General features: G+C 58.1%; 13 protein-coding genes. 6 read left to right on the forward strand and 7 right to left on the reverse strand.

What is annotated here, in order from left to right:
* The first annotated feature begins 61 nt into the window (after positions 1-61).
* The 5 genes from soil367_RS09670 to soil367_RS09690 all read left to right on the forward strand — a co-directional run bounded on the left by soil367_RS09670 (position 62) and on the right by soil367_RS09690 (position 5,966).
* A complete protein-coding gene (locus tag soil367_RS09670) occupies positions 62-1,132 on the forward strand; it encodes a microcin C ABC transporter permease YejB (protein WP_136548909.1) in 1,071 nt (356 codons plus the stop codon).
* Between the two features lie 5 nt (positions 1,133-1,137).
* A complete protein-coding gene (locus soil367_RS09675; RefSeq protein WP_136548910.1) occupies positions 1,138-2,160 on the forward strand; it encodes an ABC transporter permease in 1,023 nt (340 codons plus the stop codon).
* A complete protein-coding gene (locus soil367_RS09680; RefSeq protein WP_136548911.1) occupies positions 2,135-3,781 on the forward strand; it encodes an ABC transporter ATP-binding protein in 1,647 nt (548 codons plus the stop codon). The genes soil367_RS09675 and soil367_RS09680 overlap by 26 nt, the downstream gene beginning before the upstream one ends.
* Positions 3,782-3,918: 137 nt before the next feature.
* Positions 3,919-4,707, forward strand: a complete 789-nt coding sequence (locus soil367_RS09685) for an enoyl-ACP reductase FabI (protein ID WP_136548912.1) — start codon at positions 3,919-3,921, stop codon at positions 4,705-4,707.
* A 167-nt stretch (positions 4,708-4,874) separates the two neighbouring features.
* Positions 4,875-5,966 carry an alpha/beta fold hydrolase gene (locus tag soil367_RS09690; protein ID WP_136548913.1) on the forward strand — a complete coding sequence of 364 codons (1,092 nt, stop codon included), beginning with the start codon at positions 4,875-4,877 and terminating at the stop codon, positions 5,964-5,966.
* Positions 5,967-6,033: 67 nt separating this feature from the next.
* Here soil367_RS09690 and soil367_RS09695 read toward each other — a convergent pair whose 3' ends face one another.
* Together soil367_RS09695 and soil367_RS09700 are read right to left on the reverse strand one after the other, a co-directional pair.
* A complete protein-coding gene (locus soil367_RS09695; RefSeq protein WP_136548914.1) occupies positions 6,034-6,423 on the reverse strand; it encodes a PilZ domain-containing protein in 390 nt (129 codons plus the stop codon).
* The gene (locus tag soil367_RS09700; protein ID WP_136548915.1) at positions 6,423-8,174 is read right to left on the reverse strand and encodes a DUF1631 family protein; all 1,752 of its coding nucleotides are present in this window, start codon (positions 8,172-8,174) and stop codon (positions 6,423-6,425) included. Before soil367_RS09700 ends, soil367_RS09695 begins: the two co-directional genes overlap by 1 nt.
* Positions 8,175-8,389: 215 nt before the next feature.
* Between soil367_RS09700 and soil367_RS09705 the strand changes: the two genes are divergently transcribed.
* Entirely contained in the window at positions 8,390-9,466 is a 1,077-nt protein-coding gene (locus soil367_RS09705; RefSeq protein ID WP_136548916.1) for a 3-deoxy-7-phosphoheptulonate synthase, read from the forward strand.
* Positions 9,467-9,655: 189 nt separating this feature from the next.
* Here the strand turns inward: soil367_RS09705 and cobA are convergent, their stop codons facing one another.
* The 5 genes from cobA to soil367_RS09730 form a co-directional block, all read right to left on the reverse strand.
* The gene (gene cobA / locus soil367_RS09710; RefSeq protein ID WP_136548917.1) at positions 9,656-10,426 is read right to left on the reverse strand and encodes a uroporphyrinogen-III C-methyltransferase; all 771 of its coding nucleotides are present in this window, start codon (positions 10,424-10,426) and stop codon (positions 9,656-9,658) included.
* Between the two features lie 10 nt (positions 10,427-10,436).
* Complete coding sequence (gene serS, locus soil367_RS09715) at positions 10,437-11,720, reverse strand: serine--tRNA ligase (protein ID WP_136548918.1); 1,284 nt, start codon at positions 11,718-11,720, stop codon at positions 10,437-10,439.
* A 52-nt stretch (positions 11,721-11,772) separates the two neighbouring features.
* Complete coding sequence (locus soil367_RS09720) at positions 11,773-13,119, reverse strand: replication-associated recombination protein A (RefSeq protein WP_136548919.1); 1,347 nt, start codon at positions 13,117-13,119, stop codon at positions 11,773-11,775.
* Positions 13,119-13,760 carry an outer membrane lipoprotein periplasmic chaperone LolA gene (gene lolA / locus soil367_RS09725; protein WP_136548920.1) on the reverse strand — a complete coding sequence of 214 codons (642 nt, stop codon included), beginning with the start codon at positions 13,758-13,760 and terminating at the stop codon, positions 13,119-13,121. Before lolA ends, soil367_RS09720 begins: the two co-directional genes overlap by 1 nt.
* Before the next feature lie 79 nt (positions 13,761-13,839).
* Positions 13,840-16,416: a DNA translocase FtsK gene (locus soil367_RS09730; RefSeq protein ID WP_136548921.1), complete on the reverse strand. Its 2,577-nt coding sequence runs from the start codon at positions 16,414-16,416 to the stop codon at positions 13,840-13,842.
* Positions 16,417-16,471 lie beyond the last annotated feature (55 nt).

Raw genomic sequence — 16,471 nt, forward strand, 5'->3', positions numbered from 1 at the left:
TGCTGTGTGTAAAGCTTCCCCACTTTCGTATCCAGGTCGCCCCATCCGGACAGGACACTAGATGGCTAATTATATCCTCCGCCGGTTGCTGCTCATTATCCCGACACTGTTCGGCATCATGCTGCTTAATTTCGTCATCGTGCAGGCCGCACCGGGCGGCCCGGTCGAACAGACACTTGCGCAGTTGCAGGGTATGGAAACAGGCGTCCAGGGGCAGCTGGGCAGCGCCGGCGAGACGTCATCAGGCTCAGGCTACCGGGGTTCGGAAGGGCTTCATCCTGATCTGATCGAGCGTATAGAGAAACTCTACGGCTTCGACAAGCCTGCCCACGAGCGCTTCTTCCTTATGGTGGGCAACTACCTGACGCTTGATTTCGGCGAAAGTTTTTTTCGCGATCGAAGTGTGGTCGGACTGATCATTGAGAAAATGCCCGTGTCCATTTCCCTCGGGCTCTGGTCCACACTCATCATTTACCTCGTTTCGATACCCCTCGGCGTAAAAAAAGCTGTTCACGATGGCTCCCGGTTCGATGTATGGACCAGTTCAGTGATTATCATCGGATACGCTATCCCCGGCTTCCTGTTCGCCATCCTCCTTATTGTTCTGTTCGCGGGCGGCAGTTACCTCGACTGGTTTCCTTTGCGGGGGCTTACTTCGCCCAATTTCGAAGCGCTCACCTGGTACGAAAAGATTGCCGATTATTTCTGGCACCTGGCGCTTCCGGTGACGGCCAACGTTATCGGTGGCTTCGCCACACTGACCTTTCTGACCAAGAACTCGTTCCTTGACGAAATCGGCAAACAATATGTGGTTACGGCACGAGCCAAGGGCCTGGAAGAGCGGCGGGTGCTTTACGGCCACATTTTCCGAAACGCCATGCTGATCGTTATTGCCAGCCTGCCAACACTTTTGATTCAGCTTTTTTTCACAGGCGCGCTGCTGATCGAAGTAATCTTTTCACTTGATGGGCTGGGACTTCTTGGCTTCGAGGCTGCGCTTAACCGCGACTATCCTGTTGTGTTTGGCACCTTATTCATCTTTACGCTGCTCGGACTCGCACTCAAACTTATCAGCGACATGACCTACGTTCTGGTTGACCCGCGCATTGATTTCGCCAGCCGGGAGCACTGAACGTCATGGTTTCGCTTTCCCCCATTCAGAAACGCCGGCTCCATAACTTTCGCAGGAACAAACGCGGTTACTGGGCCCTCTGGGTATTTCTTGCCTTATTCATACTGAGTCTGGGCGCGGAACTGATCGCCAACGATAAGCCGCTGATGCTCAGTTATAACGGCTCGTGGTACTTCCCTGTTGTACAGACCATACCCGAAACCGAGTTCGGGGGGTTCCTCCCGTCCGAGACGAACTACCACGAGTCGTTCATCAGCGATGAGATCGAAGCACACGGCTGGATTCTCTGGCCGCCCATTCCGTACAGCTACCGGACTGTCATTCGAGATCTTGATGCACCTGCGCCGACGCCCCCCTCCCTCAAGAACTGGCTGGGCACGGATGATCAGGCTCGGGATGTCGCGGCGCGCGTGATTTACGGTTTCCGCCTGTCGATGCTTTTCGCGCTGGCGCTTACATTCATCAGCAGCGTTGTGGGCATAGCCGTCGGTGCCATCCAAGGCTACTACGGCGGCAAAATCGACCTGTTTGGCCAGCGTTTTATCGAAGTCTGGTCGGGCCTTCCTGTGCTCTATTTGCTTATTATCATGTCGAGCTTCATTCAGCCCGGATTCTGGTGGCTGCTCGCTATCATGCTACTGTTCAGCTGGATGACACTGGTTGACGTGGTACGGGCCGAGTTTCTGCGTGCCCGCAATTTCGAATACGTCCGGGCGGCGCGGGCGCTCGGGCTTGGCAACGGCAAGATCATGTTCAGACATATGCTGCCGAACGCCATGGTGGCTACGCTGACTTTCGCGCCTTTTATCCTCACCGGGGCAATCACCGGGCTGACCTCACTCGATTTCCTTGGCTTCGGTATGCCACCTGGTTCGCCATCCCTGGGCGAATTGATAGCCCAGGGCAAAGATAATCTGCAGGCCCCGTGGCTCGGCGTTTCCGCCTTTATCACCCTTGCGGTCATGCTGACACTACTCGTTTTTATTGGAGAAGCGGTTCGCGATGCCTTCGATCCCCGCAAACAGTAATTCTGAGCCTACGGGTCATCAGCTGCTTCTGGATGTTCACGAGCTCAGCGTTTGCTTTCGTTCGGACGACCGGACCAATACCGTTGTCGATGGCGTGTCGTTCGATCTTCGGTCTGGGGAATTCGTTGCGCTTGTCGGGGAGAGTGGCTCTGGTAAATCGGTAACGGCGTTGTCGATCCTGCAGTTGCTGGATTACCGCCACGCCAGCCACCCGGCGGGCGAAATACGTTACCGCGGTGATGACATACGCAAGTTTGACGAAAAAGCCCTGCGAAACCTGCGGGGCGACCGCATCGCCATGATTTTCCAGGAGCCGATGACATCCCTCAATCCGCTCCACACGGTCGAGAAGCAGATCGGCGAGACCCTTCTGCTACATAAAGGGCTGAAAGGCACAGCCGCTAAAGAAAGAATCATTGAGCTGCTCGAACTGGTGGGGATACCTGATGCGCCAGGCCGACTGTCCAGTTATCCCCATCAACTGTCCGGCGGACAGAAACAGCGGGTCATGATCGCAATGGCACTGGCTAACGAGCCTGATGTGCTGATAGCCGACGAACCGACCACAGCGCTTGATGTCACCGTACAGAAACAGGTCCTGGAGCTGCTACGCTCCCTGCAGAAGCGATTGGGCATGGCCCTGCTCTTCATCACCCATGACCTGAGCATAGTGCGCAGTTATGCCGACCGGGTGGTGGTTATGCAGCAAGGCCGGGTGGTTGAGAAAGGCGATACCCAGACGGTATTTGATGACCCCCAGCACCCTTACACCCGCAAGCTTCTGGCGGCCGACAACCGCGGCGAACCGGTAGTCATCAGCGCGGGCGCGCAGGAACTTCTCAAAGCCAAAGATCTGGTGGTGGAATTCAACCAGCGTAAAAGCCTTTTTGGCCGTGTAAAGCCCGGGTTTACGGCCGTTAATAATGTCAGCCTCAACCTCCGTCAGGGTGAAACCCTGGGCGTCGTCGGCGAGAGCGGCAGTGGCAAGACCACCCTGGGCCTTGCGCTACTGAAACTGGTACCCAGCAAGGGCGCTATCTGGCTGAACGGAAAACGCATCGACGGCCTCGACCAGAACGCCTTCCGGCCCTACCGCGAGACCCTTCAGGTGGTGTTTCAGGATCCTTATGGCAGCTTGAGCCCCCGTATGTCTGTTGCCGAGATTATCGGAGAAGGCCTGGGCATCCACGGTGTCAGCAAACCGGAGCAGGAAAACCGCATCATTCAGGCTCTGGAGGATGTCGGCCTTGACCCTCTGGTCCGGCACCGCTACCCCCATGAGTTTTCCGGTGGGCAGCGCCAGCGGGTTGCCATTGCCCGCGCATTGGTACTGCAACCTGAGCTGATCATTCTGGACGAGCCGACGTCAGCGCTCGACCGGACGGTCCAGGCACAAGTGGTCGGACTTCTGCGTGAACTCCAGCGCAAATATCGGCTGAGCTACCTGTTCATAAGCCATGATCTGGCTGTGGTCCGGGCGCTGAGTCACCGCGTACTGGTTCTGAAAGACGGCCGGGTGGTAGAACAGGGAGAGACAGAAGCTCTGTTCAGCGCGCCTGCGCACCCTTACACCCGGGAATTGCTGGACGCCGCACTTTTTTACCAGGCGCAACCGGATTGACGTCCGGGTCCGTCTGAAACATTGCCGGGCAACGGGCTGCCCAACGGCCTTTTCTTTACTGGCTTAGACCAATATCGCGTGTCGCGGCTGCAGAGCGGAGCGCACACTACAATTTTTCAGAAGCACGAGGGATCACCATGGGAATACTCGCGGGAAAGAAAGCACTCATCGTGGGCGTCGCCAGCAAGCTATCAATCGCTGCAGGCATTGCTGAGGCTTTCCATCGGGAAGGCGCGGAAATCGCTCTTACTTATCAGAACGAGCGGCTGAAGTCGCGCGTGGAAGGGTTTGCGGAACAGTGGGACAGCAAACACGTGTTCCCCTGTGATGTCGCTGACGACGCCGAGGTCGAAGCGGTCTTTACGGAGCTGGCAAAAGTCTGGGATGGCCTCGACATTCTGGTGCACTCCGTGGGTTTTGCTCCAGGCAATGAATTAGCGGGCAACTACGCCGATGTGGCGACCCGGGAGGGCTTTCGCATCGCCCACGACATCAGCTCTTACAGCCTCACGGCCCTGGCCAAAGCCGCCCGACCGATGATGCGCGACCGCAACGGCAGTGTGCTTACCCTGACCTACCTCGGCGCCCAGCAGGTTCTACCGAACTACAACGTCATGGGGCTGGCCAAGGCCAGCCTGGAGGCCAACGTTCGTTATCTTGCTGCCAGTCTCGGGGCCGAGGGGACCCGGGTCAATGGCATTTCGGCTGGACCCATCAAGACCCTGGCGGCGGCGGGTATCGGTAACTTCAGGAAGATGCTTGCTGAGAACGCCGGGCGTGCCCCTCTCAAGCGAAACGTCACAACCGCAGAAGTCGGAAACGCGGCTGCGTTCCTCGGCTCAGATATGGCCAGCGGCGTCACTGGCGAGATTCTATATGTGGATGCCGGCTTCAGCCGCGTAGCCATGGCGCCCATGGAGAGCTGATCCCGGTCTGGGGCGGCCATACCCGCCCCGGCCACCGGGTGGTCATTTGTCGCCCCGAAATTGCGCCATAAGGTCAATCCCTCGAACTGCGTCACTGTAGCGCTCACCGAAAAGCCCTATGCTTCACGGGATTATTCCCTGCCTTCGCCAACAGGATCCGGTCCGGCATGATTCCCAGACTCTGCTTTGCCTTACGCACCAAGCTGATACATCGGCGAGTGTCCTCCCCCATGGCATTGCCCGTCGTCCTTGCGTTGGCAACAGTCCTGACGACCGGCTGCGCAGGGATAGGCACGGCAATGAAAGCAAGCCCAACCCTTTCGCATTCGTTCGGCATTGTGAATATTCCCGTTGCAGATCTTGAACGCCAGTACACGAATGAAGAGTCCGAGTTCATAAAGATCAACCGCTACCGGATTCACTACCGGGATGAAGGCCAGGGCGACCCTATCGTGTTGCTTCACGACGCGTATTCCTCGCTTCACGCCTGGGACTACTGGGCTTCAGAGCTGAGCAGCCGGCACCGGGTGATCCGCCTCGACCTGCCTGGATTCGGGTTGACCGGCGCACCTAAGGATCCCCTGGCGTTTGACCGCGCGAGTGTTGCCAAGACGTTTGCGGATTTTGTTGACCGCCTCGAGCTCGAGAATTTTCATTTGGTTGGCCACTCCCTCGGGGGCGAGATCGCGGCCGAATATGCAGCCCTCAACAGCGGCCGCGTAAATAAGCTGATACTGGTGGCACCCACTGGCTTGCCGCGTGACGTGACCTGGATGACCAAAATTCTGACAGGCGAATACGTCGCAAAGCTTACGAATTATATCCACGCTCCGATTATTCTGGCAGATGAGATTAATGATGCTTATGGTGATTCTGACCGCTTGAGCAAAGAAGACGGTAACCGCTATATGCACATGAGTATGCGTCCCGGCTCACAGCGCATGTATACGAAAGCAAGACAGTTCATACGGGAGCAGGCCGAAGGCGATATTCCCCGGGGGCTCGACCGGGTCCAGTCGCCTACTCTGCTTATGTGGGGCAAGGCCGACAGCGTGACACCACCCGAGCATGCGGAGCTCTGGTCATCCAATATCGAAAATTCAGCGGTTGTGCTTTATCCGGAGGCCGGCCACATGCCGATGGAAGAGTTCCCGCAGGAAACATTCGCCGACGTGCAACGCTTCCTTAGCAGTGGGCTTTCAGCCTTCCCTGCCCCATCAGCGGACGAAGCCGACGCTGAACCCATCGCATCACGCTAGAGTTTTCTAGCCGGCGTGGGCCGGGGCGGAAAGTGGTCTGCGCCGGGGAGAAAGGCCCCTCTTGTTCTCAGTGCTCCAGAAGGGAAGCTATGGCTTCCTTCCACTCCAGTATCGACGTCTGGTCGGATTCGTGGATCTCGAATCCGGCAATACAGCCAGCATTTGGTGAGGGGTGCTCCGGGATACACCATTTGACTTCGCCCATCAGCTGAAGGGCTTCATCTCCGAGGTGTATCACAAGGGGCAGGATAGCGCCTTCGAAAAGCAACTCGGGCGACTGGAGCCGTAGTCCGTTGGCCGAAAGGTCGCTGGAGCCACAGCGTAGGACACGACTTTCGTTACCCCTATCCGCCGCTTCAACTTCAACATCTATCCAGATTCTACCGGTCAAACGAAACTCCTGACGCTGTTCCTGCGCCGCGCCATCCTGGTCTGTTAATTCATTATTGTTATTCATTAGCGTCCTACCCTGATACGGCCGACCACCCTGGACAGCGTATCGTCAAATTCAGCACCCTTATCGAGGATCCGGGCGCCCCCTGTCATTATCATCTCGGCCAGTTCTGGCCGGTACATCACTCGCTGGTTAAGCCCCAGCCGGTCGACAAACACCAGTTTGCCTGTTGCTTTCATCTTTACCGCCAGTTTCAGCCGCTTCGGCACATCTTCACCTGTTACCTCTATCCAGGCACCCAGATGAAGCCCATCCACCTGGGTAACCAGTCCCGCAAGGTGCTCCTCGCGCTCACGCGCCGAGGCGGCCTGCTCGGCCTCGTTCATAAGACGTTCGTTTTCCTGTTCAGCCAACTGCGCCCGGCGGGTATCCTCCTCCTGCTGAAGCGCCTCTGCTTCAGCCTGCAGCTGAGCTTCGCGACGTTTTTCGCGTAGCGTGGCTACCTCCTGCCGGGCTCGCAGCGCTGCCGCCTGGCGCTGTTTCTGCTGAGCATCGAGCACCCGCATCAGTGCAGTCGTCGTCGTTTCCAGCACGGCTTCGAACGGCAATGGCTCAGGCAAAACACGTTGGGTCCCGGCCTTCAACTCGTCAGCTACGGTATCGGCCTGATCCAGGCCCTGCTTCACCCCCTCGCTGTTCAACCAGAGGACCTCTCCAGTCGTCTCAAGGTAGGCGAACAGCCATCGGCGCTGCTCGGCTTCACCTTCGCCACGCACCATCCAGCGGCCCAGATTGCAGCGCACCGCGTCGGGCAATCGCGGCCGGTCAAGCCAGACGGGATCAAAGGATCGCTGGCCTATGGCAACGAGCTCGCTTGATTCGCCTTGCATGCGCGCTATCAGGCAGTGCTGGAGGCCATTGGCCAGTTCAGCGGGTAGCGCTTCGGAAAAAATAGCCTGCCACAACGAAGCTAGCCGCTCTGGCAGCTCTGCTGCAACCTGATACAGCCGATTCCTGTCCTGGGCAGACATTTCCGGATCAAGCGCCCATATTGCCCAGTCGAGGGAGCGTGTGGCCTGCTTCCAAAGATCAGAGTCTATACCCTGGACCAGGGCAGTCTGGCGCAGGAGGGACTGCCAGGGCCCTTCAACAAGCTGGATGACCTCCCTGGGCAGGCGCCGCCCTGAAAGCACTTTCGACACCCGGCAGGCCGAACACATCTCAGCCGCGCGCTGGCGCGCTGCACCGGTTTCGGTATCCAGCAGTCGATTTCTGAGACGCCCGGCTTTCTGCTCCTGTTCGTCCTCTGCGGCCAACCAGGCCAGAAAGTGGGCGTCAGCTGAGGCAGGCCCCTCGTTAATGGCCTGATGAATAACAGGCGTCATGGCGTCAAGACGGTTTAGTAAACGCTTTGATGACCGGCCCTGGTCGTCACTCCAACCGCGCAAGACTACCAGATGGTCCAGCCACTGACGCAACGGGGAAAGCCGGCTAACGGCAGACTCGCCATCGCTGTGTAACTGACAGGCCAGATAGAACCGCAGGCGGGCAATGCGCCGGACCAGAGAAACATGCAGGCCGGATGTCCGTAAAAATACATCCATAACCCGGTCGGCCAGGTAAGCTGCGTTGACCTGACGCACCGACCAGTTCGCCTCGACGTTCTTGAGGGTATCGACGACAGTCGCATCGGTCTGTTGAGACCAGCTTCGGCTAAGATTGGCGGCCCAGGACGCCTCTTCGGCCGTTGAGCCTAGCGCATAAGGGAGACCAGGCACCCGAAGCTCAGCAATTATTGCGTCTATGTCGTTCACAAATTACCTGTTAAATCGGGCGTAGATGGACAGAACCTGGGCTTCTTGCAGGCACGCCAACCGCAAAGAGAACCCGTCGCGGTGCGGGTTCACTAGATTGCAAGCACCCGCCAAATAACGCACTATAAGGCTCCCGAATTAAGGGCGGGGGCGCGGGTTACGCGATTTATTCCCCTCTTCCTTATAGCACATGAAAAGAGTGAGAGCCCCGATCCATGGCAGCGCAGCAAGTCGAAAACACTAACGTGGCCAGTCAGGACCTATTGATAACTCCAAAAGCGCTGAAGCAGGAAATGCCGCTCAGTGAAAAAGCCGCTCAGACTGTTCTGGAAGGCCGTCAGGTAATCAACGACATTCTGGACGGCAAGGACAAGCGACTCTTTATTGTAGTTGGCCCCTGTTCAATTCACGACATTGAAGCCGCCAAAGACTACGCTCAGCGCCTCAAGAAGCTGGCCGACGAAGTCAGCGACACGCTCTATCTGGTCATGCGTGTCTATTTCGAGAAGCCCCGCACCACGATCGGCTGGAAAGGGCTGATCAATGACCCGCACATGGATGACTCGTTCAATATAGAGAAAGGGCTGCACCTTGGACGCCGGCTTCTGCTCGATATCGCAGAGATGGGACTCCCTGTGGCAACCGAGGCGCTGGACCCTATCGCGCCCCAGTACCTGCAGGACACGATCTCATGGTCTGCCATCGGTGCTCGTACCACCGAATCCCAGACACACCGCGAGATGAGTAGTGGCCTTTCCATGGCTATTGGTTTCAAGAACGGCACCGATGGCAGCCTTGAGGTCGCGACCAACGCGCTAAAGTCCGCCTCTCATCCTCACAGCTTCCTGGGCATCAACCAGGAAGGCCAGGCTGCCATAATTCGCACCCGGGGTAACGCCTATGGCCATGTCGTATTACGTGGCGGCGGCGGTAAGCCCAATTATGACTCGGTCAGTATCACCCTCTGCGAGCAGGCGCTGGAGAAGGCAGGCGTACGCAAAGCCATTATGGTCGATTGCAGCCACGCGAACTCCAGCAAGGACCCCGCTATTCAGCCGCTGGTGATGCAGGACATCACCCATCAGATCATCGAGGGCAACCGGTCTATTATCGGCTTGATGGTCGAAAGCCATATCAATTGGGGCAACCAGCCCATTCCCGAGAATCTGGCGGACCTTCAATACGGTGTTTCAGTCACGGACGCCTGTATTGACTGGGAAACTACGGAAAAAGCGGTACGCGAGATGCGCGACAAGCTGAAAGATCCTCTGGCCAGCCGATCCGAGGCCTGATAGATGCGCTGAGCGGGCTCCGTCCCGGCGCATGCGGCCCTGCCCGCGCCGGGACAGTTCATTTCCAGGTAGCGATGGTGCATCTGTCAGAGGGCGACAGTGCATTTGTCCGGTGGTGAGCGCCGATGCCGGTCTGCTTGCGAAGCGCCATCTGCATCAGCACCACACAAGAGCCCAAACCAAGCGAAACTAAATCCAGCTCAGTTTGGCTCGTAGCCGAACGACATCTCCTACGATCAGCAGGGTTGGAGCACGCACGTCCCGCGCCTCGATTTTCGCTACAATATTTTCCAGCGTGCCCTCGACAACCGTCTGTCCTGCCAGAGTTCCCCTCGAAACCAGTGCGATAGGCGTAGTGGGCTCCATGCCGTGAGCCATAAGCTGCTGGGAGATATTGGCCAGTCCAAGTAGACCCATGTATATCACAAGGGTCTGCTGTTTGTGGATCAGCTCTTTCCAGGGCAAATCGGCCGTATTGTTTTTAAGGTGACCGGTCACGAAGCGCACAGACTGGGCGTGATCCCTGTGAGTCAGGGGAATCCCCGCGTAAGCCGAGCAACCTGAGGCCGCGGTAATACCCGGCACCACCTCGAACTCAACACCAGCGTCAGCCAGCGTTTCCAGCTCTTCTCCACCCCGTCCGAAAATGAAGGGATCACCGCCCTTTAGGCGTAACACCTTCTTTCCAGCCTGTGCGTGCTTGACCAGCATCTGGTTGATGGATTCCTGGGGCACACTATGGTTGGCCCGGGCCTTGCCGACGTGGATTTTCTCGGTAGAGTCCGGGATCATTGCCATGATGGCGTCGGAAACCAGACGATCGTAAAGTACCACATCGGCCTGGGCTATCAGTCGCGCTGCCTTTAGGGTAAGCAGGTCCGGGTCGCCCGGTCCTGCACCCACCAGGTAGACCCGTCCAGTGACCTGCCCCTGTTGATACCCATCCGTTGAGTCTGTCAAAGGTAGTCCTCTACTGGGCTGGACGCAGGACGTCGACGCCGCCCATGTAAGGTTTCAGTACTTCAGGTACGCGCACCGAGCCATCCTCCTGCTGATAATTCTCCAGCACGGCTACGAGCGCCCGGCCGACAGCGAGTCCTGAGCCATTGAGTGTATGCACCAGCTCTGGTTTGCCGGTTTCGGGATTACGCCAGCGCGCCTGCATGCGGCGGGCCTGGAAATCACGGGTATTGCTACATGATGAGATTTCCCGGTATCGATTCTGCCCCGGCAACCAGACCTCCAGATCGTAGGTTTTGGCTGCGGAGAAACCGATATCGCCGCCGCAGAGCACAACGACCCGGTAGGGCAACTCCAGCAACTGGAGAACTCTTTCGGCATGGCCGGTCAGGGCCTCAAGCGCAGCTTCTGACTCCTCAGGCCGGACAATATGGACCAACTCGACTTTCTCAAACTGGTGCTGGCGGATCATGCCGCGTGTATCGCGCCCGTAGGAGCCTGCTTCGCTTCTGAAACAAGGCGTATGGCTGACCAGGCGCATTGGCAAATCCGCGGCATCAAGGATGCTGTCCGCAACGAGATTGGTCACCGGTACCTCGGCCGTGGGTATGAGGTACAGGCCCATATCCCCGTCGATCCGAAAAAGGTCTTCCTCAAACTTGGGCAACTGGCCCGTGCCGAACAAAGCATCCGCGTTCACCAGAAAGGGGACCTGGGTCTCCTGGTATCCGTGTTCGCCCGTGTGGAGGTTCAGCATAAACTGGGCAAGCGCACGGTGGAGCCTCGCCACGCCGCCCTGCATCACGGTGAAGCGGGAACGGGCCAACCGGGCGCCACTATCGGAGTCTAGCCCCCTCAGCAGCTCGCCGATATCAACGTGGTCACGGGGAGAGAACCCGAAAGATGGCACATTCCCCCAGCGGCGCACTTCAACGTTTTCGTCTTCCGAAGCTCCAGCCGGGACATCTCCGTCGGGCAGGTTTGGCAGCCCGGCCAAAAAGCCGTTGAACTCTTCCTGCAGCGCCCGCAGCTGATCTTCTGCTTCAGCGCGCTGCTGTTTAAGGTCATTTACCGCGTCCAATAACGGCTGAATATCCTCACCCGCCGCCTTGGCCTTGCCGATTTCCTTGGAGCGCCGATTCTGCTCGCCCTGGAGCTCTTCGGCGCGAACCTGAAGGTTTTTGCGCCTGTCTTCCAGTGCAGTAAAGCGGGCGGTATCGAATGAGAAATTCTTGCGATTGAGTTGCTCGGCGACAGCCGCCGCATCGGCACGAATCCTTCGCGGATCTAGCATGCTTCATGGTCCTGTTTCGGTTGGTTCCGGCCCGCTGCCATTCTGGGCGGGCTCAGCGCTTGCCGGGGTACCTCGGTCGGTCGCTCTCGGCATTCAGTTTATCAAGGTAGGCCTGCTTCTCGGCCAGCTTGGCTTCCAGCCCCCGCCCACTGGGCCGGTAGAAACGCGTGCCATGCAGCTCTTCCGGCAGATAAGCTTCCCCTGCAGCGAAAGCCTGCGGCTCATCATGGGCGTAGCGATACTCGGCGCCGTGCCCCAGCTCTTCCAGCAACCCGGTCGGGGCGTTGCGGATATGAATGGGCACCGGATAGTCGGGCTGATGCCGGATGCTTGCCATACACTCATTGAACGCCTTATACACGGCATTGCTTTTCGGTGCCAGGGCCAGGTAAACCACGGCCTGAGCCAGAGCCAGTTCACCTTCAGGGCTGCCGAGGCGCTCCTGCACATCCCAGGCATCCCGTGTAATGGACAACGCCCGTGGATCAGCATTGCCGATATCTTCGGATGCGATGCGCAAAAGTCGCCGGGCCAGATAGAGCGGATCACAGCCCCCGTCCAGCATCCGGCAGAACCAGTAAAGTGACCCGTCGGCGTCAGAGCCGCGTAGCGCCTTGTGCAAAGCTGAGATCTGGTCGTAGAAAACGTCGCCGCCCTTGTCGAACCGGCGAAGAGACGTTTGCAGAACCTGTTGCAGGATATCACGGGTGATGACTGCATGGTCGCCCTGAGGTTCAGCCAGATCCGACGCTACCTCAAGTATATTAAGTACCCGTCTCGCATCGCCATCGGCCGCTGCAACCAACACGTCGCCGACACCATCGCCGAGCTGGATTCGGCCGCCGAGGCCCTCGGGAGCCTCCAGCGCTCGTGTCACCAGTTGCTGCAGCTCATCCGCTGCAAGCGGCTTGAGCACATACACCCGCGTTCGGGAGAGCAGTGCGCTGTTTAACTCAAACGACGGGTTTTCAGTCGTCGCGCCAACGAAGAGAATCGTGCCCTCTTCAATATGCGGTAAAAAGGCATCCTGCTGGGCTTTATTGAAGCGGTGGACTTCGTCTACGAAAAGTAACGTATCCTGTCCAAACTGCGCCCGACGATTCCGGGCCTGTTCGACTGCGGCGCGGATATCCTTGACGCCAGCGAGCACTGCCGAGAGTGTTTCGAAAGCGATGCCGGCATTCTCGGAAAGGAGGCGCGCGAAAGTGGTCTTGCCTACCCCAGGCGGTCCCCACAAAATCATGGAGTGAAGCTGACCGGACTCCACTGCGCGCCTCAATGGTTTCTGGTCGCCCACAAGATGACTTTGACCGACGTAGTCGGCCAGGCTGCGGGGCCGCAACCGAGCGGCCAGCGGCTGAGAGACATCCGCCAGGGGATCAAACAGCCCGCCCTGCATCAGGGGGCAGCCTGATTCCGGATAACGTCAACAGAAGATGGGTATTCAAGCTCGAAGACGTCCTGAGCTATCGGCTCGTTGATCACAATATTCGAGAACTGCAACACGCTGGACTGGCCCAGAGAATCCTTGAGCCGCATCTCCTCGAGCGCTTTGTCGCCAAATACCAGCGTGAGCGACAGAAAAAGCGAATCCGGGTCTTTAGGCTCCAGCCTGAACTCCGGATTAGCCGCGCCCTTGTCGATCCGGGTCACGTCGTAGGCGTCCTGGAGCCCATCTACATCACCGCTGAGGAGTAAAGCCGGAGTAGCGGTGAGCTTCTCATCCATCGGATATATGGTTACTTGCTGAAGGTCGGGATCATAGACTTCTACTTCTTCCCCATCCGCGGCAATGTACTGCTCCAATGGCGGCTCAACGTGCCAGTAGAAAAGACCGTCACGCTTCGCCCGCAGATCGCCCGAGCTCTCCTGGACAATCCTGCCTTCGCTGTCCGTGACGACCTGGTTGAAATCAGCCTTGAACGTCTCGTAGTTCTGCAGTCGCTCGGTGAGCGCCGACACCTCTGATGTCTCCTGAGCGCAGACAACGGCCGCGCTGGAAAAGCAAACAGCCAGGACGACATTCCGTTTTATGCTCATAAGTTTCCTTAAAGGGGTTGGTCATCGCCGGCCTGTGATGGCGCATGGCGGTCTTCAAAACAGGGTTCACATGGAGCCGTCAGTCCCGGGGAGGCGCCGCAGCAAGTACCTCCCGAGCCCCATTATGTCCCGCGGCGCTGACGACACCGGCTGCTTCCATCCCTTCGACCAGGTTCGCTGCGCGGTTATAGCCGATCTTGAACTTGCGCTGAACAGAAGAAATGGATACTCGACGGCTTTCGGTTACGAACGCCACAGCTTCGTCAAACAGGCTGTCCTGCTCACTGTCACCGTCTCCCGAAAAATTGGGTACGCCGGGCACACTTTCACCGTCGCCGCCATTGAGCACCTCGTCAAGGTAATCCGGCTCACCGCGGTCTTTCCAGGCCTGAACGACACGATGCACCTCGTCATCGTCTACGTAAGCACCGTGCACCCGAACCGGCATGCCCGACCCAGGAGGCAGGTACAGCATATCGCCGTGGCCCAACAGCTGCTCTGCCCCGCCCTGATCGAGGATTGTACGGGAATCAATTTTGGACGACACCTGGAAAGAAATCCGGGTGGGAATGTTGGCTTTGATCAGGCCCGTAATGACATCTACCGAGGGACGCTGGGTAGCCAGAATCAAGTGGATGCCGGCCGCCCGGGCCTTTTGCGCGATACGGGCAATGAGCTCTTCCACTTTCTTGCCGACGATCATCATCATGTCAGCGAATTCGTCGATAACGACGACGATGAAGGGCAGGGTTTCCAGCTCGGGCCGGGCCTGTTCGCTGTCATCGAGCCACTCTTCCGGTTTCCAGAAAGGATCGGTCAGAGGCTCGCCGGCTTCCTGGGCATCCTTCACTTTACGGTTATAGCCCGCGACGTTCCGCACGCCCAGCGTTGCCATCAGCTTGTAGCGACGCTCCATTTCAGCGACGCACCAGCGCAAGGCGTTGGCCGCCTCCTTCATGTCGGTAACCACGGGCGTAAGCAGGTGCGGAATACCCTCGTAGATTGAGAGCTCCAACATTTTGGGATCGACCATGATCAGCCGAACCTCTTCGGGCGTCGCTTTCAGCAAGATACTGAGGATCATGGCGTTGACCCCGACCGACTTACCCGACCCGGTCGTACCGGCGACGAGAAGGTGAGGCATTTTCGCGAGGTTGGCGACCATGGGGTTGCCGCCAATGTCGTTCCCGAGTGCTAGCGTCAGGGGCGAAGCAGCTTCATCGTATGTACGCGAAAGCAGTACTTCGCTCAGGCGCACCATTTCCCGCTCCTCATTCGGGATCTCGATGCCGACGACCGACTTACCCGGGATGACCTCGACGACCCGCACACTGAAAACCGCCAGTGATCGGGCCAGGTCCTTCACCAGGTTGGAAATGCGGCTGACTTTCACCCCGGCGGCGGGCTTAATCTCAAAGCGGGTGATAACCGGGCCCGGGTTCACTTCCACAACCTCGACGGTGACTCCGAAGTCGAGCAGCTTTTCTTCCAGCAACCGGGACATATGTTCCAGCGACTCTTGAGAGTAGCCTTTGTCCTTGTGCGTCTCAGGCGCATCGAGCAGGCTGATAGGCGGAATGGGGCTGTCGTCGTCGCCGAACAATGAAGGCTGCGCCTCTTTACCCGCCCGCTTACTCTGCTCGTTGTTGCGCTTGAACGGGGAGATCTTCGGTGCCTTTTCTACAGCCGCAGGTTCGACCACTGGAGGTTCTGCAGTTCTGCCACCACCAGACGCCGTGAGCGGGGCAGGCTTGCTTTTGGCCTGGACAGGCATTGCTGGCCCGGGATTGTTGTCTCCTGGCGACAGGCTTCCAATCTGGGGCTCTTTTCGGGCAAGCGGGGCCGTTTTGGGCTTGCGTTTGAACAGCCGGCGGAAAAGACCTTGCTTAGGTGGCTTATCTGCCTCCTCAGCCTGGATCCGATCCCGTACAACGGGGGGCTCGGGGGCCACTGGTTTGGACTCAGCCGCTTTGGATTCGGGCGCAGGCTTTTTCTCCACTTTTGGCGCAGCCGCGACACGTGAGCTGAAAGCATTCTTGAGCTTCCCGGCCAATGTCAGTGCACCGGAACCAAGACGATCCATCAGCCAGAACCAGGAGACACCGGTAAAAATGGTCAACGAAAACAGAAATATTGCGATAAGCAGAACGGTCGAGGCGGGCAGATTGAATACGCCCACCATCGCCGCCGACAGTTCCTCTCCGATTACGCCGCCTGAGTCTTTCTCAAGGCCGAAAAGCGAGTAAAGGGAGAGCATGGCCGCACCGGCCAGCAGGATGAGTATGAAACCGCCTACCCGCAGGAAGAAAAGCGGAGCATGGAAGACCATCGGCTCGTGGCGGCGCGCGAACAGCATGACGGCTTGATATGCCACCAAGACCGGGAAGATATAGGCCATTTTGCCAAAGAAGTTTATGAAAAGGCTGGCGAACCAGGCGCCTGTCCGTCCAGCGTCATTGGTAGCCTGGGTTGTATGGCCGATGCTTGCCCAACCTGGATCAGCCGGATTATACGAAAGCAACGCCATGCCCAGATAGATCGCCAGCGCCAGAAGCGCAATCATGCCCCCTTCCCGGCCGCCCTGCGCCAGAAGCTGCTGGAAGCGCTGGTGTTTGTCATTATGCTTCCCGGACTTGCGGGTGTTTGCCTGGGACATCGGGTCTTCTGCCTCACTGGATCTTGCGGGATAACTCAGGCCTGCTGATAGAGCT

The organism is Hydrocarboniclastica marina, from assembly GCF_004851605.1.
Lineage (GTDB): Bacteria > Pseudomonadota > Gammaproteobacteria > Pseudomonadales > Oleiphilaceae > Hydrocarboniclastica > Hydrocarboniclastica marina.

Excerpts from the sequence above, each read along its gene's own strand:
- soil367_RS09730 (WP_136548921.1), bottom strand. The coding sequence starts at position 16,416 with ATGTCCCAGGCAAACACCCGCAAGTCCGGGAAGCATAATGACAAACAC.
- soil367_RS09720 (WP_136548919.1), bottom strand. The coding sequence starts at position 13,119 with ATGCAGGGCGGGCTGTTTGATCCCCTGGCGGATGTCTCTCAGCCGCTG.
- serS (WP_136548918.1), bottom strand. The coding sequence starts at position 11,720 with ATGCTAGATCCGCGAAGGATTCGTGCCGATGCGGCGGCTGTCGCCGAG.
- lolA (WP_136548920.1), bottom strand. The coding sequence starts at position 13,760 with ATGAGCATAAAACGGAATGTCGTCCTGGCTGTTTGCTTTTCCAGCGCG.
- soil367_RS09690 (WP_136548913.1), top strand. The coding sequence starts at position 4,875 with ATGATTCCCAGACTCTGCTTTGCCTTACGCACCAAGCTGATACATCGG.
- soil367_RS09695 (WP_136548914.1), bottom strand. The coding sequence starts at position 6,423 with ATGAATAACAATAATGAATTAACAGACCAGGATGGCGCGGCGCAGGAA.
- soil367_RS09685 (WP_136548912.1), top strand. The coding sequence starts at position 3,919 with ATGGGAATACTCGCGGGAAAGAAAGCACTCATCGTGGGCGTCGCCAGC.
- soil367_RS09675 (WP_136548910.1), top strand. The coding sequence starts at position 1,138 with ATGGTTTCGCTTTCCCCCATTCAGAAACGCCGGCTCCATAACTTTCGC.
- soil367_RS09670 (WP_136548909.1), top strand. The coding sequence starts at position 62 with ATGGCTAATTATATCCTCCGCCGGTTGCTGCTCATTATCCCGACACTG.
- soil367_RS09680 (WP_136548911.1), top strand. The coding sequence starts at position 2,135 with ATGCCTTCGATCCCCGCAAACAGTAATTCTGAGCCTACGGGTCATCAG.
- soil367_RS09705 (WP_136548916.1), top strand. The coding sequence starts at position 8,390 with ATGGCAGCGCAGCAAGTCGAAAACACTAACGTGGCCAGTCAGGACCTA.